This is a genomic window from Pseudomonas fluorescens, from assembly GCF_000730425.1.
Taxonomy (GTDB): domain Bacteria; phylum Pseudomonadota; class Gammaproteobacteria; order Pseudomonadales; family Pseudomonadaceae; genus Aquipseudomonas; species Aquipseudomonas fluorescens_X.
Window position 1 is genome coordinate 762929 of record NZ_CP008896.1, and the last position, 21744, is coordinate 784672.

16 protein-coding genes are annotated in these 21744 nt (G+C 58.3%); 14 read left to right on the forward strand and 2 right to left on the reverse strand.

The annotated features are described in order from the left end of the window. Positions 1-45 precede the first annotated feature (45 nt). A complete protein-coding gene (locus tag HZ99_RS03205) occupies positions 46-912 on the reverse strand; it encodes an IclR family transcriptional regulator (RefSeq protein ID WP_023048090.1) in 867 nt (288 codons plus the stop codon). Between the two features lie 236 nt (positions 913-1148). On the opposite strand from HZ99_RS03205, the gene HZ99_RS03210 reads away from it, so the two are divergent. The 12 genes from HZ99_RS03210 (at position 1149) to HZ99_RS03265 (ending at position 18158) form a co-directional block, all read left to right on the forward strand. Next, complete coding sequence (locus HZ99_RS03210; RefSeq protein WP_023628973.1) at positions 1149-1934, forward strand: enoyl-CoA hydratase; 786 nt, start codon at positions 1149-1151, stop codon at positions 1932-1934. Between the two features lie 3 nt (positions 1935-1937). Continuing rightward, on the forward strand, positions 1938-3479 hold the full coding sequence (locus HZ99_RS03215) for a 3-hydroxyacyl-CoA dehydrogenase (protein ID WP_023048092.1): 1542 nt from the start codon (positions 1938-1940) through the stop codon (positions 3477-3479). A 9-nt stretch (positions 3480-3488) separates the two neighbouring features. Beyond that, a complete protein-coding gene (locus HZ99_RS03220) occupies positions 3489-4691 on the forward strand; it encodes a 3-oxoadipyl-CoA thiolase (RefSeq protein ID WP_023048093.1) in 1203 nt (400 codons plus the stop codon). A gap of 26 nt (positions 4692-4717) precedes the next feature. Then, positions 4718-5956: a CaiB/BaiF CoA transferase family protein gene (locus tag HZ99_RS03225; RefSeq protein WP_023048094.1), complete on the forward strand. Its 1239-nt coding sequence runs from the start codon at positions 4718-4720 to the stop codon at positions 5954-5956. 56 nt (positions 5957-6012) lie between these two features. Beyond that, positions 6013-6777: an electron transfer flavoprotein subunit beta/FixA family protein gene (locus HZ99_RS03230; RefSeq protein ID WP_023048095.1), complete on the forward strand. Its 765-nt coding sequence runs from the start codon at positions 6013-6015 to the stop codon at positions 6775-6777. Then, entirely contained in the window at positions 6778-7722 is a 945-nt protein-coding gene (locus tag HZ99_RS03235) for an electron transfer flavoprotein subunit alpha/FixB family protein (RefSeq protein ID WP_023662939.1), read from the forward strand. A 646-nt stretch (positions 7723-8368) separates the two neighbouring features. Further along, on the forward strand, positions 8369-9730 hold the full coding sequence (locus tag HZ99_RS03240) for a purine-cytosine permease family protein (RefSeq protein ID WP_033902867.1): 1362 nt from the start codon (positions 8369-8371) through the stop codon (positions 9728-9730). Between the two features lie 153 nt (positions 9731-9883). Next, positions 9884-11056 carry a porin gene (locus HZ99_RS03245; RefSeq protein WP_031637015.1) on the forward strand — a complete coding sequence of 391 codons (1173 nt, stop codon included), beginning with the start codon at positions 9884-9886 and terminating at the stop codon, positions 11054-11056. Positions 11057-11555: 499 nt separating this feature from the next. Further along, a complete protein-coding gene (ltrA, locus tag HZ99_RS03250; protein WP_049950174.1) occupies positions 11556-12929 on the forward strand; it encodes a group II intron reverse transcriptase/maturase in 1374 nt (457 codons plus the stop codon). A gap of 300 nt (positions 12930-13229) precedes the next feature. Further along, a complete protein-coding gene (locus HZ99_RS03255; RefSeq protein ID WP_033902868.1) occupies positions 13230-14975 on the forward strand; it encodes a hydantoinase B/oxoprolinase family protein in 1746 nt (581 codons plus the stop codon). A 35-nt stretch (positions 14976-15010) separates the two neighbouring features. Next, entirely contained in the window at positions 15011-17101 is a 2091-nt protein-coding gene (locus HZ99_RS03260; protein ID WP_033902869.1) for a hydantoinase/oxoprolinase family protein, read from the forward strand. A gap of 97 nt (positions 17102-17198) precedes the next feature. Further along, on the forward strand, positions 17199-18158 hold the full coding sequence (locus HZ99_RS03265; protein ID WP_033902870.1) for a helix-turn-helix domain-containing protein: 960 nt from the start codon (positions 17199-17201) through the stop codon (positions 18156-18158). A gap of 377 nt (positions 18159-18535) precedes the next feature. Here the strand turns inward: HZ99_RS03265 and csiR are convergent, their stop codons facing one another. Continuing rightward, on the reverse strand, positions 18536-19255 hold the full coding sequence (gene csiR / locus HZ99_RS03270) for a DNA-binding transcriptional regulator CsiR (RefSeq protein ID WP_023048102.1): 720 nt from the start codon (positions 19253-19255) through the stop codon (positions 18536-18538). 192 nt (positions 19256-19447) lie between these two features. Between csiR and glaH the strand changes: the two genes are divergently transcribed. After that, positions 19448-20425: a glutarate dioxygenase GlaH gene (gene glaH, locus HZ99_RS03275; RefSeq protein WP_023628647.1), complete on the forward strand. Its 978-nt coding sequence runs from the start codon at positions 19448-19450 to the stop codon at positions 20423-20425. 84 nt (positions 20426-20509) lie between these two features. Further along, positions 20510-21739 (forward strand): L-2-hydroxyglutarate oxidase, encoded by a 1230-nt coding sequence (lhgO, locus tag HZ99_RS03280; protein WP_023048104.1) that lies wholly within the window; start codon positions 20510-20512, stop codon positions 21737-21739. Positions 21740-21744: the final 5 nt, after the last annotated feature.

The window sequence follows — 21744 nt, forward strand, 5'->3', positions numbered from 1 at the left end:
CCGGAAGTGGGCCGATGTAGTACGGTGCACCGTCACCCTGAAGGGTTACCGAGCGGCGGCGCCGATGTTGTTAACCATGTTGATCAGGCGAGGCCCGATATCGTCAGTGAGCTTGTCCCGTGGAAGCTGGAAGCTCGGTCCACCGCAGTTGAAGGTCAGTAACCCGAACTGCGGGTGTAACAGCGGCACGGCGACTGAGTTGACGTCGCGGTGCCACTCGCCGATCGATAGGCAAAAGCCGTAATCGGTGTAATCGCGAAACGCGCGATCCAGGCCCTTGCGGATCACCGGCCACTGTGCTGCTTCGCGTTGGCGCATGTGGTCGAGGAGAAACTCTCGCTCGCTCTCTGGCATCGCCGCCAGGCATGCGCGTCCCGCCGAGCTTTGCGCCAGTGGCAAGTAGCTGCCGATCTGCCGCCGCATCGTGGTATTGCCTTGGCCCTGAACGACGTCCAGGTAAACCATCTGCAGGCGATCCCGGGCCGCCATTGCCACTGCGGCTTGAGCGTGATTGGCCAGCTCTTCCATCAGCGGGTGCGCCACCGAGCGAATCGACAGATTCGACAGCATGGCGTAGCCGAACCCCAGCACACCGACATCCAGCTGGTACTTGCCCGAGTGCACCTCACGCTTGAGGCAGCCAAGGCGCATCAGGGTGTTGGTCAAGCGCGTCACGGTCGGCTTGGGTAGCCCGGTCATCCGCGCCAGTTCCTGATTGCCCAGCACGTTGTCGCGCGGGGTAAAGCACCGCATCAGCTCCAGCCCACGTGCCAGCGCAGTCACGAACTGGCCGCTGGTTTCGTCCTCACTCGACGCACTGGCCGGGTCGAGCATGCCCATCTTCAGTAAAGCGATTTCATCCGCTCCAGTGCTGCTCTCAGCCTTCTGCTGATCCGCTTTGTTGCGTGCCATGGTAGAACCTCATTTTTGGAAATTGCAAGCAAATAAAAGTACGTTTCGTCAGGCGAAATTATATTTGAGCCGAGATGAAATGCAAAACGCTCATTTTTAGATAGATAATATATTGATTAATAAAGAAATAATAAAATAGTTCAGATTTCTGATTTACATGAATTCGCGACCCTACCTATGATATCTCGTAAATACGAAATGCAATTTCGTATAGCGAAACGTGTTTAGAGGTGGGTATGAGTCACGAACCTGAATCTGTAGTGAACCTGGAAATTCGAGAAGACGGCGTTGCCGTCGTACGCATCGACCGGCCAGAAGCCAAGAACGCGCTCAATAGCGCGGTGCGTGAACAACTCGCCGAGCACTTTCGGGCACTGGCTCGCAATGGGCAGGTGCGGGCGATTGTACTTACCGGCGGTGACACCTGTTTTGTGGCCGGAGCCGATATCCGCGAGTTTGCCCAAGCGCGCCCGATTGAAATGTACCTGCGCCATACCGAGCTGCTGTGGGAAGCCATCTCCCGCTGCCCCAAGCCGGTCATCGCTGCAGTGAATGGTTTCGCCCTTGGCGGCGGCTGTGAGCTGGCCATGCACTGCGACATCATCGTCGCCGGCGAGTCGGCGCGCTTTGGCCAGCCAGAAGTCAAACTCGGCCTGATGCCGGGCGCCGGCGGTACTCAGCGTCTGATCCGCGCGGTCGGCAAGTTCCAGGCAATGCGCATTGCCCTTACCGGGTGCTTGGTCTCGGCCCAGCAAGCCTTGGCCATGGGCATGCTGAGTGAAGTGGTGGGCGACGAGCAGACCATTGTCCGTGCACTAGAGCTGGCCACTGAAATCGCCGCCTTGCCGCCGCTAGCCGTCGCGCAGATCAAAGAAGTGATGCTGGCCGGTGCTGACCTGCCGCTGGAGAGCGCGCTGGTGTTGGAGCGCAAGGCCTTCCAATTGCTATTCGATTCGAGCGACCAGAAAGAGGGCGCTCAAGCCTTCCTGGAAAAACGCAAAGCGATCTTCTCAGGAGAATGAGCGATGACACGTGAAATTAACCGGATGGCGGTTGTTGGCGCCGGAGTCATGGGTACAGGTATTGCTCAGATCGCCGCTCAGGCGGGCATTCGCGTCACGCTGTTTGATAGTCGCGAAGGCGCTGCGCAGGGCGCCCGCGAAAGCTTGAAAGGCACGTTGGACAAGCTGGTCGACAAAGGCAAGATTGCCAACGCCGATGCGCTGGCCACGCTCTCCCGCGTGCAAGTGGCGAGCGCCCTTACGGAACTGAGCGACGTCGACCTGGTAGTGGAAGCCATTATCGAGCGCCTCGACGCCAAGCAGGGCTTGCTCGCCGAGTTGGAAGCCGTGGTTGCCGATGACTGCATTCTGGCTACCAACACCTCATCGCTCTCCGTCACCAGCATTGCTCGCAATTGCCGACTTCCCCAACGCATCGCTGGCTTTCATTTTTTTAACCCTGTGCCGCTGATGAAAGTGGTGGAAGTCATCGATGGTCTGGCGACTGACCCGCAGGTAGGCGACAGCCTCCGAGCCCTGGCTGCCCGCATGGGGCATAGGGGTATTCGGGCGAAGGACACACCAGGGTTCATCATCAATCACGCCGGCCGTGCATATAGCACTGAGGCTTTGCAAATTCTCAAGGAAGGCGTAGCCGAACCCGCCGAGGTAGACCGTATCCTGCGCGAGGGTCTGGGTTTTCGCATGGGGCCCTTGGAGCTGTTTGATCTGACGGCTCTTGATGTTTCCCATCCAGTCATTGAGTCGATCTACAACCAGTTCTACCAGGAACCGCGGTATCGGCCTGCAGCGCTAACACGCCAGATGCTGGATGCCGGCTACGTCGGGCGCAAGGTCGGGCGTGGGTTTTACCGATACGCCGACGGCCAGATGATCGATCCACCCGCCGCACAGGCAGTACCTGCGCTGGAAGCATTTCCGCCGGTTTGGCTTGGCACTGAAAACCCCGAGGATCGTGCACGTTTCACCGAGCTTCTTCAGCAGGTGGGCGCGCGGGTCGAAGAGGGCACGGTCCCAAGCAGCGAGGCCCTGTGTTTGCTGGCACCTTACGGTCTGGATGCCACCGGCGCCGTCGGCCTGTTTGGCACCGATCCTGAGCGCACGGTGTGCATCGACCCGCTGCTGGATATCGCCCGCTACCGCACGCTGATGCTAAATCCCGCTACCCATGCCGACATGCGCGATGCCGCCCATGCGCTGTTGGGCCGCGATGGCGTGGGCGTCAGTGTGATCAATGACAGTGTCGGCTTTGTGGCCCAAAGGGTACTGGCCATGATCGTCAACCTGGCGGGCGATATCGTTCAGCAGCGTATCGCCAGTGTCGATGACCTGGATGAAGGCGTGCGCCGTGGTCTTGGTTATCCGCAAGGTCCGCTGGCCTGGGGCGATAGTGTCGGGCCCAAGCGTTTGCTCACCACTCTTGAACGCATGACCGAACTGACGGGCGATCCCCGTTATCGGCCGGGTCCCTGGCTGCGGCGACGGGCCGCCTTGGGCCTTTCATTGCGTCACAACGAACCACTCCCGACTGAACCTCAACGCTAGGATTTTCCCATGCTCGACGCCTACATCTTCGCGGGACTGCGCACGCCATTTGGCCGCCACGGCGGCGCACTCGCTTCGGTACGCCCAGACGACCTCGCCGCCCATGTGATCCACGAATTGCTCGCTCGCCACGCCATCCCTGGCGAAGCCATCGAGGACGTGATTCTGGGCAATACCAACCAGGCAGGGGAGGACAGCCGCAACATCGCGCGTCACGCCGCACTGCTTGCAGGCTTGCCCGTGACCGTACCTGGGCAGACAGTTAACCGCCTGTGCGCCAGTGGTCTGGCGGCGGTGATCGATGCCGCCCGCGCAGTGACCTGTAACGAAGGCGAACTGTTTGTCGCCGGCGGGGTGGAGAGTATGTCCCGTGCACCCTTTGTCATGGCTAAAGCAGAAGCGGCCTATAGCCGCGAACTGACGGTGTTCGACAGTACCATTGGCGCCCGTTTTCCCAACCCGAAGATCGTCGCCGAGTTTGGCAACGACAGCATGCCGCAAACGGGCGATAACGTGGCTCAGGAGTACGGCATCTCCCGTGCTGAGGCCGACGTCTTTGCTGCCGGCTCTCAGGCCCGTTATGAAGCCGCACGTAGCGCAGGTTTCTTTCAGGAAGAACTGCTCGCGGTCAGCGTGCCCACCGGGCGCAAGACGCCACCCAATGTGGTGGAGCAGGACGAGCACCCGCGCCCGCAATCGGACCTGATCGCTTTGGCTCGCCTGAATCCTCTCTCCGAAGGTGGTGTGGTTACCGCCGGCAACGCATCAGGCGTCAACGATGGCGCGGCGGCATTGCTGATTGGCTCGGCCGCGGCGGGCGAACGGCACGGCTTGGTTCCGATGGCGCGCATTCTGTCGGCCGCCGCCGTGGGTGTGGCCCCGCGCATTATGGGCGTCGGCCCGGTGGAGGCTATTCATAAGGCATTGGCTCGCGCGCAGCTCAGCCTGGCGGATATGGACATTATCGAGATCAACGAAGCGTTCGCCAGCCAGGTGCTGGGCTGCCTGAAAGGTCTGGGTGTTGCGTTCAACGACCCGCGGGTAAACCCACACGGTGGCGCCATCGCCGTCGGCCACCCATTAGGTGCATCCGGTGCGCGCCTGGCCCTGAGCACCGCTCGCGCGCTGCAACAGAGCGGCAAACGCTACGCTGTGGTGAGCCTATGCATCGGCGTGGGCCAAGGCCTCGCCATGGTGATGGAGCGTGTGTAAGTGCGCGCAAGCAAAGGTGAAATGAAATGGGTGCTTTGACTGGGTATCGCGTGCTCGACTTGAGCCGCATTCTGGCTGGTCCCTGGTGCGGCCAAACTCTGGCCGATCTGGGTGCCGAAGTGATCAAAATCGAACGGCCGGGCGCGGGTGATGACACCCGTGGCTGGGGGCCGCCATGGATGAAGGGGCAGAACGCCGAGTCCACCGGCGAGGCTTCTTATTACCAGTCCACCAATCGCGGCAAGTTGTCGGTGGCGCTAAACATCGCCAGCCCCGAGGGGCAGGAAATGGTGCGGGCCCTGGCTACCAGTTGCGACGTACTGATCGAGAACTACAAGGCCGGTTCCTTGGCCAAGTACGGGCTGGATTACGCTAGCCTCGCTGCGCTCAATCCACGCCTGGTGTATTGCTCGGTGACGGGTTTCGGCCAGACCGGGCCGCGCGCCGCAGAACCGGGTTACGACTTCATCATTCAGGGTATGGGTGGAATGATGAGCATCACCGGCGAGCGCGACGATCTGCCCGGTGGCGGCCCGCAAAAGGTAGGCGTTGCCTTCGCGGACCTGATGACCGGCCTGTACTCGACGGTGGCTATCCAAGCTGCGCTGCTCAGCCGAGAAAAGACCGGGCTTGGTCAACATATCGATATGGCGTTGCTGGATGTTCAGGTCGCCACACTGTGCAACCAGAGCCAGAACTATCTGGCTTCCGGCAAGCCGCCCGGGCGTTATGGCAACGCCCACGCCAACATTGTGCCGTACCAGGTGTTTCGCGCCAGTGATCGCGACTTCATCATTGCCTGCGGCAACGACTCACAGTTCGTCGCACTGTGCGACGCCATCGGCCTGCCAGAGCTGCCGAAAGATCCGCGTTTCGCGCGCAACGCCGACCGAGTCAGCAACCGCGAGGAGATCGTTGCCATCCTGTCGCGTCACTTTCTCGGAGGGCTCGCCGATGAGTGGGTAGGGCGCATTCACCCGCAGGGCGTACCGGTAGGGGCCATCAACAGCATTGCCCAGGCGCTGGACGAACCACAGATACTGGCGCGCAACATGCTGGTCAACATTCCCCATCCCTTGAAAGCCGACTTCGTCACGGTCGGCAGTCCGATCAAGTTGTCTCGCACACCGGTCGAGTACCTGCGCCCCGCGCCGATGCTGGGTGAGCATACCGATGAGGTGCTCAAGCGCCAGTTGGGTCTCGATGATGAGCGCCTGGCCGAGTTGAAGGCACAAGGCATCATCGAACAGCTTGGTGAACGCTGAACCTGCCATGCCCCGGCCAGCCAGCTTGCCGGGGCAATTTTTCCCATGGAGCCTTTATGAAAGTCCTCGTAGCGATCAAGCGTGTGGTCGATTACAACGTCAAGGTTCGCGTCAAGGCGGACAACAGCGGCGTCGATCTCGCCAACGTTAAGATGTCGATGAACCCCTTCTGCGAAATCGCCGTGGAAGAAGCCGTACGCCTGAAAGAGAAGGGCGTTGCCAGTGAAATCGTCGTGGTGTCGATCGGCCCGACGGCGGCGCAAGAGCAGCTGCGTACTGCTTTGGCCCTCGGTGCCGACCGCGCCATCCTGGTCGAGGCTGTCAAGGAAGAGGGTGCTGACGAGCTGAACTCCCTGGCCGTGGCCAAGCTGCTCAAGGCCGTGGTCGACAAGGAGCAGCCGCAGCTGGTGATCCTCGGCAAGCAGGCCATCGACAGCGACAACAACCAGACCGGCCAGATGCTCGGCGCGCTGACCGGCTTCGGCCAAGGCACCTTCGCCTCCAAGGTCGAAGTGGCGGGCGACAAGGTCAACGTGACCCGCGAGATCGACGGCGGCCTGCAGACCGTGGCGTTGAACCTGCCGGCGATCGTCACCACCGACCTGCGTCTGAACGAGCCGCGCTACGCCTCCTTGCCGAACATCATGAAGGCCAAGAAGAAGCCGCTGGAGGTGCTCACCCCGGACGCCCTGGGCGTTGCCACCGCGTCCACCGTGAAGACCCTGAAAGTCGAAGCGCCGGCTGCCCGCCAGGCCGGCATCAAGGTCAAGTCGGTGGCGGAACTGGTCGAGAAACTGAAGAACGAGGCGAAGGTAATCTAAATGACTATCCTGGTTATCGCTGAACACACCAATGCCGCCCTGGCGCCGGCCACTCTCAACACCGTGGCCGCTGCGCAGAAGATCGGTGGCGACATCCACCTCCTGGTTGCCGGTGCCGCCTGTGGCGCCGCCGCCGAAGCGGCTGCCAAGCTCGCCGGCGTGGCCAAGGTGCTGGTGGCCGACAACGCCGCCTTCGCCCATCAGCTGCCGGAAAACGTTGCGCCGCTGGTAGCTGCTCTTGTTCAAGAAGCAGGGGGCAAGGGTTACAGCCACATCCTCGCCGCCGCCACCAGCAACGGCAAGAACATCCTGCCGCGCGTCGCCGCCCAGCTGGACGTCGACCAGATCTCCGAAATCATCGCCGTGGAAAGCGCCGACACTTTCAAGCGGCCGATCTACGCCGGTAACGCCATCGCCACCGTGCAGTCTTCGGCGGCGGTGAAGGTGATCACCGTGCGTGCCACCGGTTTCGATCCGGTGGCCGGCGAAGGCGGCAGTGCTGTCGTGGAAGCCGTGGCCGTTGGCGGCGACGCCGGCATCTCGGCCTTCGTCTTTGAGGCGCTGGCCAAGTCCGATCGTCCGGAACTGACCGCGGCCAAGATCGTCGTCTCCGGCGGTCGCGGCATGCAGAACGGCGACAACTTCAAGCACCTGTATGCCCTGGCCGACAAGCTCGGCGCCGCCGTCGGTGCTTCGCGCGCTGCGGTCGACGCCGGTTTCGTGCCCAACGACATGCAGGTTGGCCAGACCGGCAAGATCGTCGCGCCGCAGCTGTACATCGCCGTCGGCATCAGCGGTGCCATCCAGCACCTGGCCGGGATGAAAGACTCCAAGGTCATCGTGGCAATCAACAAGGACGAAGAGGCGCCGATTTTTCAGGTGGCGGATTACGGTCTAGTGGGTGACTTGTTCGAGGTCGTGCCGCAGTTGCAGCAAGTGATCTGAAGCCCTAAAGGAATGTGTTGCAATACCTATAGAATTGTGCTATGCGTGCATACTCAAGTGGCGTGCGGGTTTCAGGGCTAATGCATTTGAAACATAGAGTTGACGTGCGGGAAAGACAATTTTTTGACTTACACGTTATGCGGTAAGTCTGATGCTTGAGCGTTTGAGCTTAGGCATTCTGGTTGTTTTCGTTATTCTTTGTACCCGGTTTTGTACCCGGTTTTGACTTCTTGTAGCATGTAGTGCTGGTTGCTGGCTTAGGGTGGTTGTGCCGAGATTGAATCGGCCTCGAGCCCGTCATTGAGTGCTTTGCTTGTAGTCCTACTGGCTTGAAACGTTTAAGCGCTATGTTGTCTGTCTGGCTATCACGCTGAGTGTAGGTGTTGTTAGGTGACTCGCTCGCTAATAACGCTCTCTCGGAAAGAGATGTAAGCCATAGCGTCATTGAGGTCTTTTATTCTGACTTGGACAGCCTGAGAGATTTTCTCATCGCTTTCCGCTGGAGGAGTTTCGTCTGGGTGGGCCATCTTCCAGAGAGCAAGAAGCTTCAGGTATGACAAAAGAGAGTGCGCTCAGCAGCAAGTGGTCGCCCGCCTGAAGTACTTATGATCATGACTCCACTCATTACAAAAACAAGAGAAGAGCCATGGCCGGAAACATCAAAAAACAGGTCGATAGTATCGACTACAGCACCGTCGCGGTTCCGGAAGAACACCGCATGAGCAAAGGCTCACTGACGATGGCTTGGTGGGCCATCTGCAGTGCTATGTTTTGGCTGGTGGTGTCCGCCACCCTGGCAATGAGCTTTGGTACGATGAATGCCATAATCGGCTTACTCTTGTCGGTCGTAACTTATGCGGCCATCAACGGGGTCATTGCCCGCTACGCCATTAAGACCGGATTATCGGTCGCACTCTTCTCCCGGGTGCTATTCGGACGCGCCGGCGCAGCACTGGCCACCCTGATTTTCTTCGCCACGGCGATCTACTACAGCGTGTTTGAAGGCTCGGTGATCGCCATTGCTATCCAACACTACGTGTCCGACATCACGCTCAATCAAGCCTACCTAATAGTGGTGCTATACAGCGTGCCACTGGTGTTCGGTAGCGTGCAGACCTGGCTGGATAAGTTCAATGGCGTGCTGCTGCCGCTCTACCTGATTGGTCTGATTGCCGTAGTAGCGATGGCCGTCGGTGAATACGGCTACAGTTCTGCCTGGTTGGAAATGGGGCCTGAGAGCGGGCCAGTAAGTAATGGCTGGTGGGACTGTTTCACCTATTTCATGGGAGTGTGGATTCTCATGATGTACACCTGGGACTACGCACGCTTCGGTCGTAAGCAGGACGCCAGCTACCACGCTAAATTTAACTTCGGCCTACCATTCTATATCTTCACCTTTCTTATTAACGGTCTGGTCGGCATCTTTCTCGCCGCCACCATTCCCGCAGAGGGCGGCCTGTCTGAGGTCTCGGTGGTGCTGGCCATTGTCGAGCTGATGGGTATCTGGGGGTTGTTGTTCGTTTGGGTCAGCCAGACCCGTATCAATACCGCAAATTTCTTCATGGCCGCTAGCAACATGCATGCGTTCTTCGGCCGTTTTGGCTTGGCGGCTGTGCCTTATATGGCATGGGCCGTAGTAGTTGGCATCGTGGTCTACACAATGATGTTGCTCAATGTGTTCAGCTACATTCTGCAAGCCCTGGCATACCAGAGCATCTTTGTAGTGGCTTGGGTAGCGATCGCTTTGGCGCATATTTTCTCGCCGAAATATACCCAGCTGTTCGAGGGCAATATTGAATTCGCTCTCGAACGAGTCAACGCCTTCAACCCGTGCGGCTTGATCGCCTGGTTCTTTGCCGCTGGCCTGGGGATAGTGCTGCTGAATTTCGGCGGAGCAACGCTGGCGACCTTCTCAGCGCCGGTGACCTTTGTCTGCGCGTTCGCCAGCTACTGGCTGCTACTCAACAGCGCCAAACGCAGCTGGTTTGTCCGCACCAGCTGCAGCTGAAACCAATATCGGCGCCCACCGGGCCGATGTATTCGGCTCCGGCAACTTGCTGCAGCTACCAAACCCGATCCAAAACTAAGCCGCAACACCGCAGCGGCTTAGTGCTGCGTAGCTGAAAAAAAGACTAACAATGCTAAGAGCCAATTCATGAAAATGATCAACCTGCACCCACAAGCAACTCTCATATTACTTCCATTGTTGGCATCGCTCGCGCTACCCGCAGGTGCGGTGGCTATCAATGACAACTTGGACATTGGCGGCGCCGTGCGTGCGCGTATCGACTACGACCCCGACCGGGATATCGAGAAGCTGAGTTTCGATACTGCCTTTCTCACCGCTACCTACAACTCCGATAGTTGGATCGGCGCGGCTAAATACCGTTTCTATGGCGACGCTTACCCTTTCGACTATACCGACAAGATCGGTGACATCGCCTTCGCCGAATATGCATGGATCGGCTACAAGTTCGATGAGTCGCGTCAGATTCAGGTGGGACTAAACAAGATTCCGTTCGGCCTGCTGCCCTATGCCGGCAGCACTTTCTTCTTGACCTTGGGCAGCGTGATCGGCCTGGAAGACATTGCGAACCTTGGTGTTAAATACATCCAGCAGCAGGATGACTGGAACTTCCAACTCGCTTACTACCTAAGCCCGGCTGATCAGGGTCAAGGTACAAGCCGCGGCGGGCGGACCTATGCAACCAGTGTTGCTACGGCAGATGACTACGTCGTCGACGGCAGCGATAACCACGAGCGCGACATCTTAGTCGGGCGTCTGGCCCGCAACCTAAAGCTTGGGAGCTGGCAGTCGGAGATCGGCGCCTCGGCATTGACCTCGACGCTGCAGAACCAGGACAGTCGTGATAGCGGCCGCCGAAATGCCCTAGCAGTCCACTACTCGGGCAAGAATGGCCCCTGGGGCGTGCAACTGCAAGCCACTCGCCAGGACATGAGCCCGGAGAATCCCGGCAGAGACAAGCTGGTTAGCTTCGGCAGCTTCGACGGCACCTTTAACGTTGCCGCCAAGGGTAACCTCTATGTAGCCGACCTCAGCTATGACATTCCTGGCTCACTCGGGTGGCTCTCTGGTGTCAAGGTTTACGGTAACTACAGCCTGTTCGACAAGGATGAGTCCAGCTTCGAGGATTCCCAGCGCTTCATCCTTGGCACATCTTTCTCGCTGAAAGACCTATGGATCGCCGTCGAGTGGTTGCACGGCAAGCACGATCCCTACATCGGTGGCGGTAGCTACACCCAGAGCCTGGGCGCCGGCGGTAGCGAACGCTGGGAAAACCAGTTGTATACCAATATCGGTTACTACTTCTGAGGCAATAAGCGCCCCTAGCAACCACTCACGCTCCTATTTTCGCCAGCCATGTGCTGGCGTTTTTTTATGGTGCGCCAGGCATGGCGCGTAGCGCCGTGACTGGCGCTGTCGGGTTCACTGTGGTGGTGAGCCTGGCGACTTGGAGGTGAAAGTCCTCTACACACCCGGCAAGGGGAAGTGTTAGCTGAAGGCAAGGGTGTCGCGGGCGACTGCGAATCTGAAGGAAGCCCGAGACAAAATGCTGGCCTGACGAACAGGAAGCGGATGAGGCGGCGCAGCGGGGTGAGGTGGCCATAATCGCCAAAGCCCGATACTTGCACGGAACGCTGCGACGTAGATCCGACAGGCATAAGCAGGAAGGTCGCGCGAATTACCCTGGGAGATCTGTACGCTTGCCATTGTGCTACCGATTGTCGAGAGGCGACGGGATGGGCGTGCAGAAGTCAGCCGAGGCCGTAGTAAGTGGCGGTCAACCACGCCATCAAGGGCCGAACAGGTCATGCCGCCAGTAGGCGTCAGCGTCTCGTCGATAACCGAAATGCAGAAATTTCTCCAAGAGAAGACTGTCACCCCGAGTCCCGGCCAGAGGCCGAGGATGACGCCTGACAGCGCAGAGGTATCGGCGGCGTCGGTGACGTGGATGAACGCGGAGCCGGACACGCTGATGGAGCGGGTGCTTGCGCCGCTCAATCTCAAGCGTGCGTATCAGCGCGTGGTCAGCAACAAGGGGGCGCCGGGTGCCGATGGCATGACGGTCGCCGACTTGGCAGGCTACGTGAAACAGTATTGGCCCATCCTGAAGGTCAGGCTGCTGGCAGGTGAATACCATCCCCAGGCAGTGCGGGCGGTCGAAATTCCCAAACCGCAGGGCGGTATGCGGCAACTGGGCATTCCCAGTGTCGTGGATCGCCTGATCCAGCAAGCCCTGCTGCAACAGCTCACGCCGATCTTCGATCCGCTGTTCTCGGACTATAGCTACGGCTTCCGTCCGGGCAGAAGCGCTCACCAGGCTGTCGAGATGGCCCGCACCCATGTGGCGGCGGGTCATAGGTGTTGCGTGGAACTCGATCTGGAGAAGTTCTTTGATCGGGTCAACCACGACATCCTGATGTTCTGTGTTGAGCGCCATGTCGAAGACAAACAGGTGCTCAGACTCATCCGCCGTTACCTCGAAGCGGGCGTCATGTCGGGCGGGGTTGTCAGCCATCGGCAGGAGGGGGCGCCGCAAGGCGGCCCGCTTTCGCCGCTGCTGTCGAACATCCTGCTCGATGAACTCGACCGTGAGTTGGAGCGGCGAGGCCATCGCTTCGTGCGCTATGCCGATGACGCGAACATTTATGTCCGTAGTCCGCGTGCTGGCGAACGAGTGCTGGCCAGTGTCGAGCGGTTCCTGAATCACCGTCTGAAACTGAGACTGAATCGGGACAAGAGTCGCGTGGCTGGGTCGTGGAAATGCGACTACCTGGGGTATGGGATGAGTTGGCACTCGCAGCCTAGACTGCGAGTGGCAACCATGAGCCTGCGCCGTGTGCGCGACCGTCTCAGGGAACTGCTGCGAGGGGTGCGGGGCCACAAGATGGCGAATGTCATCGAGCGGGTAAACCCGGTGCTGCGAGGCTGGGCAGGCTACTTCAAGCTCAGCCAGAGCAAGCGTCCACTGGAAGAGCTGGATGGCTGGGTCAGGCACAAACTTCGCTGTGTCATCTGGCGGCAATGGAAGCAGCCCTCTACGAGGGCGCGCAACCTGATGCGCCTGGGATTGAGCGAGGAGCGTGCCTGCAAGTCGGCCTTCAATGGCCGAGGCCCGTGGTGGAACTCAGGAGCGCCGCATATGAATCAGGCGCTGCCGAAGAAGCTATGGGACAGACTTTGACTGGTCTCGATACTGGATACGATCAATCGGCTTAACCGCATGGCCTGAACCGCCGTGTACGGAACCGTACGCACGGTGGTGTGGGAGGACGGCGGCCGTGAGGCCGCCTCCTACCCGATCGCAGCGTTCCGGCCTCCCGGCATTAGATCTTGAGTAGATGCACCAGTAGAAACAGTTCACTTCAGGCCAAAAAACGGTGCGCTTGAAGACAAGCCAGCCGCTAGGCCCGCGCGTAGCTTAGCGATGTGGGCAAGACATCCGTCACGCCTCCCCAGACAAAAACAAGATTTGTGGTGACCCATGAACATAGTAGACCCGATCACCCTGGCAGTCGTGCGCGGTGCGCTCGAAACAGCCCAGCGAGAAATGACCCTGACGCTGGAAAAGACCAGTCGCTCGAGCGTGTTCAACCTCGCCCACGACTATTCCAACGCACTCTTCGATCACCTCCCGGAAATGATCCTGCAAGGCCAGGACCTTCCTATTCATCTCGGTTCGCTTATCCCAGCGATGAAATGCGTTGCTGGCTTCTTCGGTGATGAGATTGCCGAGGGCGATGTTATTTATCATAACGATCCAGCCTACATGGGCAGTCATATCCTCGACTGCTGCATGTACAAACCGGTGTTCTATAAGGGCGAGCTGGTGTTCTGGACGGTCTGCAAGGGCCACCTGACCGATATTGGCGGCCCGGTACCGGCCGGCTACAACCCGGACGCAAAAGAAATCTACGCAGAGGGCCTGCGCATCCCGCCTGTCAAGTTGTGGGCCCAGGGCCAGCGCCGGGAAGACGTAATCAACCTGCTGCTGACCAACATGCGCGCCCGCGCCTATCAAGAAGGCGATCTGAATGCCCAGTACGGTGCTTGCAGCGTGGGCGAGCGTCACCTGATCGAGTTGCTCGATCGCTATGGCGTCGACCAGGTCCGAGCGTGCATTACCGAGCTGAAAGATATGGCAGACCGTCATATGCGCGCATTGTTGCGTGATGTGCCAGACGGTTTCTACAGCGGCACTGCCATTCTCGAAGACTCCGGTCATGGTCTGGGAGAATTGTCGATCACTGCCCAGGTGGAAATTCGCGGCGACGAGGCGCACGTTCTGATAGAGAGCCCGCCGCAGGTGCCTTACTTCATCAACTCCTACGCGGGCAATTCGATCTCCGGGGTTTACCTCGGACTGATGATGTTCGCCCAGGTGCCACCGCCCTACAATGAAGGCCTCTATCGCTGCGTGAGTGTAGACCTTGGCCCGTCCGGTACTCTGTGCAACGCCCAGGAGCCGGCACCGCACGTCAACTGCACCACTACTCCGATGGAAACCCTCGCCGATGCCGTGCGTCTGGCCCTTGAACAGGCGGCTCCGGAGCGTGTGACCGCCTCCTGGGGGCATGCCAGCGGGATCAATATCGCTGGGCACGACCCACGCAACAACAACGATGAATATGTGACCATGGTGCTGGCCTCGGTCATCTCCGGCGCTGGCGCTAACAAGGCTATGGATGGTTGGCCTGCTTGCGGCCCGCTGTGCTGCTTCGGCGCGCTGACGTCCGGCGATATCGAACTGCTTGAGTACTCCTATCCGGTACTGATACACCGCTACAGCCTGATGACCGACAGTGGTGGCGCCGGTGAATTCCGCGGTGGCTCTGGTACTCGCCTGGAGCTCGAGCCGCTGAAGCACGCCATGACCGTGGTCGGTTTCGGTGAGGGCCGGCAGCTGCCTACCGCCGGTGCGGCAGGGGCGAAGAATGTTCTGCTCGAGCCCAAGCTCGGCCGCTTGATCCATAGACATGTCGACGGTGAGGAAGACCATTACATCCAGAACACTCTGCTGACCGCACAACCAGGTGAGCGCGTAATCAACGTCAACCCGGGCGGTGGTGGCTATGGCGACCCACTACGTCGTCCGCTGGCCACGGTTCTAGCCGATGTGCGCAACGGCTTGGTCTCGATTGACGGCGCGCGCCTTGAATACGGCGTAGTGATTGACGGCAACGGCCAACTCGATGAAGCCGCAACCCACGCACACCGAGCCGCGCACTGAGCACAGCCCCTTTGAGCAATGCAGAGAATTCGAAAATGAGCAAACAACAATATCGCCTGGGCATCGATGCCGGCGGCACCTTCACTGATTTCATCCTCGCCGACCATCAGGGCAACGTGCAGTTGTTCAAGGCGCCGTCCACCCCACATGACGGCACCCTGGCCATACGCAACGGTCTGGCGCAAATCGCCGATGCCCTCGGCCGTACACCAGCCGAGATCATTGCCGACTGCGATCTGTGCATCAACGGGACGACTGTGGCGCTCAACGCACTGATCGAAAAGACCGGGGTCAAGGTGGGCCTGCTGTGTACCGATGGCCATGAAGACAGCCTGGAAATTCGCCTTGGCCACAAAGAAGATGGCCATCGCTATGACGCCACTTATCCACCGGCGCATATGTTAGTGCCGCGCCACCTGCGCCGTCCAATCGGCGGGCGTATTATCAGTGACGGCAGCGAGTTCAGCCCGCTAGACGAGGCGGCGATTCATGCCGCCATCGACTACTTCCGCGAACAACAGGTGCAGGCGGTGGCGATCTCCTTCGTCTGGTCGGTGCGCAACCCTAGTCACGAGCAGCGCGCTATGGCTATGGTGCGTGCGGCTTTACCTGACGTATTTGTCTGCAGCGGCCACGAGGTGTTCCCGCAGATTCGCGAATACACACGCACCTCGACAACCGTGGTCAACGCCTACCTTAGCCCAGTGATGGGTCGTTATATCGAACGCATCGACGCGCTGTTCGAGGAGCTGGGCGCGCAGCAGCCTACCCGCTATTTCCAGTCCAACGGAGGTCTGGCTCCTGGCGTGGTAATGCGTGAGCGGGCGGTCAACGCGATCAACTCCGGTCCGGCATCTGCCCCGCAAGCCGGCTTGTGCGTGGCCCAGCCATTCGGTATCGACAACGTAATCACCGTCGATATGGGTGGTACCTCGTTCGACATCACTCTTAGCAAAGGCGGTCGCACCAACTTCAGCAAAGACAGCGACTTCCTCCGTTACCGTATCGGCGTGCCAATGATTCAGGTGGAATCCCTTGGCGCCGGCGGTGGCTCGATCGCCCACCTTGACGACTTCGGCATGCTCCAGGTCGGTCCACGCAGTGCCGGGGCTAACCCCGGGCCTGTGTGTTATGGAAAGGGTGGGGTCGAGCCGACTGTAACCGATGCTAACCTGGCGCTCGGTTATCTGGCTGATGGTGCACTGCTCGGTGGCAGCATCCGTCTAAATCGACAAGCCGCGATCGATGCGATCCGCAGTAAAATTGCCGAACCGCTGGGTATCAGTGTCGAGCGCGCGGCCGTCGGTATCATTACCCTGGTTAACCTGAGCATGGTTAGTGGTATCCGCCGCGTGTCCATTGAGCGTGGTTATGATCCCCGTGACTTCGCCCTGATCGGTGCCGGTGGTGCAGCGGGCATGCACGTGATGCGACTAGCTGAGGAAATCGGCAGCAAGGTTGTGCTGATTCCCAAGGTGGCTTCGGGGCTGTGCGCCTTCGGCCAGATTCTCTCTGACATCCGCTATGATCAGCTGACTACTTTGCCGATGCGTTTGGATGACGAGTTCGTCGATTTGGAGCAACTAAACCAGGCCCTGCAGCAGTTACGCGAGCGTGGTATGACGAACCTGCGAGACGATGGTTTCGGTGGTGACAATCGTATTGAATGCCAGTACAGCCTGGAGATTCGTTACCTCGGACAGATCCACGAGTGCAGCGTCGAACTGAGCTGCGACCGGCTCGACCGTAGCAGCCTGGCGGCCCTGCGCGAATCCTTCCACCAGCGGCACAAGGCGCTGTTTTCCTTCAGTGAGCCTAACAGCCCGGTCGAACTAGTTAATCTAGAGTGCTCGGTGATCGCGCGGTTACAGCGTCCACCAATGCCTGAACTTGCAACCCCGCTCAAGGCAACGGCCGCGATTCCGGCTGGTCATCGTCCGATGCTGTTCAATGCGCAAGACGATTGGCAGGACACGCCTGTGTACAACGGCGACCGCATAGAAGTAGGGCAGATTATTCAAGGTCCCTGTGTGATTGAGGAAGCGACCACAAACATCGTTGTTCCACCGGGCTGGCGGGTCAGTCTGGATCCCTCGGCCACATATGAACTGACTCCCGGTCATTGACCGTCAGGGATTTTTAACAAAGGATTGTGTAACAACGGCACCGACGGCATTCACCGTTGGTGCCGCCCTCATAATAACTACAAATTGAGGACCTTTCATGACAGATCAATTGTCTACGCGGTATTGGCCTGAGGGAGAAAGGCAATCGCGTTGGGCCGAAGCCATCGGCAATACATATTTTCCATTGTCGTTGGAGTTCAATTCCAGCGCCATTTTCCAAGGCAGCCTGAAAATTTGGAAAACGGGCAGTACGCCGTTGGCGTTATCGCGCCTGCGCTCCAGTCAGCTAGGCTATTCGCGCAGCGAGAGCCAGGTTAGCGAAGATACTGAACCCTGTTACCTTGTAACAGTGCCGCGCCTTACCGAAGTACACTTCGAGCAAGACGGTCGTGAGCTCCATTGTAAGCCAGGTGGGTTCATCTTCGAGCGAGGCGATGCGCCTTATCGTTTTCACTACTCCTGCGACAACGACCTTTGGGTATTCAAGCTGCCTGAGCGCGCGCTACATGGACAGATACGTGGAGCCGAGCGCTACACCCGTTTCTGTTTCGAGGCTCGGCGTGGATTGGGACGAATTTTTGTTGATCAACTGGCGATGTGTGCCGCGCGCTTCGACGAATGCGATGCGGATGCCCGTCATATGCTGCTGGAACAGGTGCTTTCGACGTTGTTAATGGCTCTGCGCCAAGATGAGCGCGTCCTTAATAGTGAGAGTTCGAGTCTAGCTGCCCTGCATTTGCAGCGTATCGAGCACTACATCGACCGAAACTTGTGTTCAGCTGAACTAAACCCGCAGCATATTGCTCAGGCCTGCGGCTTATCGGTTCGCTATTTGCATAAATTATTTTTCAGTACGCCCTACAGTCTCGGTGAATGGATTCGCCTGAAACGATTGGAGGCTGTATATCAACGCCTACGTGATCCCCACTGCCACCTATCAATCGGTGAGCTGGCATATCGTTGGGGGTTCAGTGATCAGGCACAATTTTCCCGGCATTTTCGCCAGCACTTTAGTTGTACTGCCAGTGAAGCCCGAGCCGTTTCGTTAAAGCCGTAGCCGGTTACTTTATTGTCAATGTGCTCTGGGGGATTAGAAGTCACTCGGCGTAGCTCCCCATAAAGGCTCCACGCCTTTTCACCGTTGCGGGAGTACCAGTTATATATCGGCGTCTGATATTCCATACGGGCGCTAACTTGGGTAAGCCTTTGTCGTCTGCATTGGCAAACTCATGCGTAGCTGGTGTTGCTGATCAAGCCAAGCTTATTGTTTTAGGTTCACGCGAGCGGGCTGAGAGCGGCGCAGGCTTCACAAGCGTAAGACGGAACCATGCTAGGTGCAAAGCTATGGTGTTGGGTAGTAATTGCTTCAGGTCTGTCCTGCAAAAAACATGCTGAAATTCCGCAGGCACCCCCTCTAAGGGCGAGACACGGTAACTATCCCATGATTTCAGGGGCGGACTGGGATGCTCTCAGGTTGCTGTTGCGCATGATCCCTTCGATGATCGGTACTGGTGTCATCAGATGAGCCTGCATCATGGCGCTTGCTCGCGTTGCGTCACGGGCAAGGATAGCTTCTACCAGTTCGCTGTGCTCTTGACGTTTCAGGGACAAGGCCTCCTCGGATAGCACCGTGCGCCGCAGCCACAGCTGGCGATAGCGCTCGGCCTGATCGAACAGATAGGCGCGCGCCTGCAGCAGGTGTCTAGACCCACAGCCGGAGGCTATAGCTGTATGGAAGGCCTTGTGTCGGGCATCCCATATTTCCAGCATCTGCTCCTGGGTCTTGACCTCCATTACCTTGGCCAATGTATGCGAATAGGCCAACACCTGGGCCTCCCAGGCGTCATCGCCGCGTTCGATGGCGAGCTTAAGTACCAGCGCTTCGAGATTGGCCCGTGCGTCATAGATGTCCTGCATTTCGCTCAGCGACATAGGAGCGACGCGGTAGCCACGCTGACTGATAGCTACTACCAGATTTTCCGCAATCAGATGCGATAGCGCTTCACGCAGAGGGCCTACGCCTAGGTCGTAGCGCTCCTTAAGCGCAGTCATTCGCAGTTTTTCTCCGGGCTTGAACATGCCCTGAATTATGTCCCGCTTGAGCCACTCATAGCCGCTGACTGCTGAGTTTTGGCGGGGGGCGAGCGTATCCATAAACCATGCTCCTCAACGGGTTTTATCCATCATACGCAACTGCAGAAATATTTACTAAGTGGAGATGCAGTTGCCGAGTGTCGCTATTTTATAAAAGCGTAGACATTTTTATAAAATAGCTATATTTTTAGTCCGGCTGTTCTGGTAAATCTCGGGGCGGCGTACAGACAATTTTTTCGTCAGGACTCTGCCATGAATGCCTTTACCCAGCTCAAAGATCTTGTGATGCCGCTACCGACCGCCGTTAAGGGGTTTTCTCTTTCACCCTCCGCTCAGTCGCCCCGTTTGTTCGAGCTGACCTTCACTAAGGCGACGATAGAGGCTTTCTGTGTAGCAGTGGCCGAGTGGCCGGTGCAGGCGCTGGAATACAAGTCCTTCTTGCGATTTCGCTTCGCCAAAATTCTTGACGATCTCTGCGGTAACAGCCTGCGCCCGGTGCTACTCAACGCCCTAATGGATCGTGCCACCGGAGGGCTGTTAATCAAGCAGGAGGCCCTGAATGATGTGGCACAAGCTGATGATATGGTCAAATTCTCGACTGCTGTGGCCCACCTGCTGGGGCGGTCGAACTTTGATGCGATGAGCGGCCAGTTCTACGCACGCTTCGTGGTCGAGAACGTCGATAATTCGGACAGCTACCTGCGCCAACCTCACCGGGTAATGGAGTTGCACAACGATGGTACTTTCGTCGATCAGATCACCGACTACGTGCTGATGATGAAGATCGATGAGCAGAATATCGAAGGTGGCAACTCGCTGATCCTGCATCTGGACGACTGGGAGGATCGCCATGCTTTCTTCCATCATCCGCTAGCACGGCGCGTCATGCGCTGGACCGCGCCGCCGAGTAAAAGGGTCGATACGGACGTGTTCCATTCGATCTTTGATGTCGACGCCGAAGGGCGGCCGACTATTCGCTATATCGATCAATTTGTTCAGCCCAAAGACTTCGACGAGGGCAACTGGCTGACCGACCTGTCTATCTCCCTGGAGGGCAGTAAACAGAAGCTTTCCGTGCCGGTGCCAGTTGGCTGCTTCCTGCTGATTAATAACCTGTATTGGCTGCATGGCCGCGATCGTTTCACCCCTCACCCTGGGCTGCGCCGTGAACTGATGCGCCAGCGCGGTTACTTCAGTTACCCCAAACTCGGCCATCAGCAAGGCCAATAATTGCCATTAATTGAACAGGGGCTGCGCGGTTTAGCCCTTGTCGTTTGTCCACGGGGCAAAACAGATCGAGTAGAGGTGATAGCGGTGTACGATTTTGTGATCATCGGGGGCGGCATTATCGGCATGTCGACTGCCATGCAATTAATCAAGGCCTACCCAGAGTCGAAAATCTTGTTGCTCGAGAAAGAGTCCGGGCCAGCTAAGCATCAGACGGGGCACAATAGCGGGGTCATCCACGCCGGCGTCTACTACACGCCGGGTAGCTTGAAGGCGAAGTTCTGCCTGGAAGGCAACCGTGCTACCAAATCGTTCTGTAACGAGCACGGCATTATCTACGATGAGTGCGGTAAGTTGCTGGTCGCCACCAATGAGGTGGAAATGCAGCGCATGCGCGCGCTTTGGGAGCGCACTGCAGCCAATGGTCTGGAGCGCGAGTGGCTGTCTGCGGAGCAACTGAAGGAACGCGAACCGAACATCACCGGAATCGGCGGGATCTTCGTGCCCTCCAGTGGTATCGTTAACTATGCCGAGGTCACCGCTGCCATGGCTCGCGAGTTCCAGAGGCACGGTGGCGAGATTCGCTACGACAGCGAAGTCATCGGCCTGGAAGAGCGCGCCACGGAGATGCGGGTTAAAACCCAGCATGAAGAAGTCATTGCACGCTTTTTGGTGACCTGCTCGGGTCTGATGGCCGACCGCATTGTATGTCTACTGGGCTTAGATCCTGGCTTTAGCATTTGCCCGTTCCGTGGCGAATACTATTTGCTGCCTGAGCAGCACAACCGGATCGTCAATCACCTGATCTACCCGATTCCCGATCCCTCCATGCCGTTCCTCGGCGTGCACCTGACGCGAATGATCGACGGCAGTGTGACAGTCGGTCCCAATGCTGTGCTGGCACTCAAGCGTGAGGGCTATCGCAAGCGTGACATATCTTTGTCCGACACGTTCGCAATGCTCACCAATCCGGGCATTCTTAAAGTGCTCAAGGACAATCTGCGGCCCGGCCTGATCGAGATGAAAAACTCGCTGTTCAAGCGTGGTTATCTACAGCAAGTACGCAAGTACTGCCCCAGCTTAACGCTGCAGGATCTCAAGCCTTACCCGGCCGGCGTCCGCGCCCAAGCGGTTTCAGCGGACGGCAAGTTGATCGAGGACTTCCTGTTCCGCAATACCCGCCGTAGCGTCAACGTCTGCAATGCACCATCGCCGGCGGCTACCTCTGCAATTCCCATAGGCGCCTACATCATCAAGCAGATTGATGCACAGCTGCAGGGGCTACCCAGGTTTGTAAAAAACCAACATCCCGCATGAGGCAG

Coding starts and splice junctions, on each gene's coding strand:
- HZ99_RS03245 (WP_031637015.1), top strand. CDS start 9,884: ATGATCAACCTGCACCCACAAGCAACTCTCATATTACTTCCATTGTTG.
- HZ99_RS03215 (WP_023048092.1), top strand. CDS start 1,938: ATGACACGTGAAATTAACCGGATGGCGGTTGTTGGCGCCGGAGTCATG.
- HZ99_RS03265 (WP_033902870.1), top strand. CDS start 17,199: ATGACAGATCAATTGTCTACGCGGTATTGGCCTGAGGGAGAAAGGCAA.
- HZ99_RS03260 (WP_033902869.1), top strand. CDS start 15,011: ATGAGCAAACAACAATATCGCCTGGGCATCGATGCCGGCGGCACCTTC.
- HZ99_RS03235 (WP_023662939.1), top strand. CDS start 6,778: ATGACTATCCTGGTTATCGCTGAACACACCAATGCCGCCCTGGCGCCG.
- HZ99_RS03230 (WP_023048095.1), top strand. CDS start 6,013: ATGAAAGTCCTCGTAGCGATCAAGCGTGTGGTCGATTACAACGTCAAG.
- HZ99_RS03220 (WP_023048093.1), top strand. CDS start 3,489: ATGCTCGACGCCTACATCTTCGCGGGACTGCGCACGCCATTTGGCCGC.
- HZ99_RS03205 (WP_023048090.1), bottom strand. CDS start 912: ATGGCACGCAACAAAGCGGATCAGCAGAAGGCTGAGAGCAGCACTGGA.
- ltrA (WP_049950174.1), top strand. CDS start 11,556: ATGCCGCCAGTAGGCGTCAGCGTCTCGTCGATAACCGAAATGCAGAAA.
- csiR (WP_023048102.1), bottom strand. CDS start 19,255: ATGGATACGCTCGCCCCCCGCCAAAACTCAGCAGTCAGCGGCTATGAG.
- HZ99_RS03225 (WP_023048094.1), top strand. CDS start 4,718: ATGGGTGCTTTGACTGGGTATCGCGTGCTCGACTTGAGCCGCATTCTG.
- HZ99_RS03240 (WP_033902867.1), top strand. CDS start 8,369: ATGGCCGGAAACATCAAAAAACAGGTCGATAGTATCGACTACAGCACC.
- HZ99_RS03210 (WP_023628973.1), top strand. CDS start 1,149: ATGAGTCACGAACCTGAATCTGTAGTGAACCTGGAAATTCGAGAAGAC.
- HZ99_RS03255 (WP_033902868.1), top strand. CDS start 13,230: ATGAACATAGTAGACCCGATCACCCTGGCAGTCGTGCGCGGTGCGCTC.
- glaH (WP_023628647.1), top strand. CDS start 19,448: ATGAATGCCTTTACCCAGCTCAAAGATCTTGTGATGCCGCTACCGACC.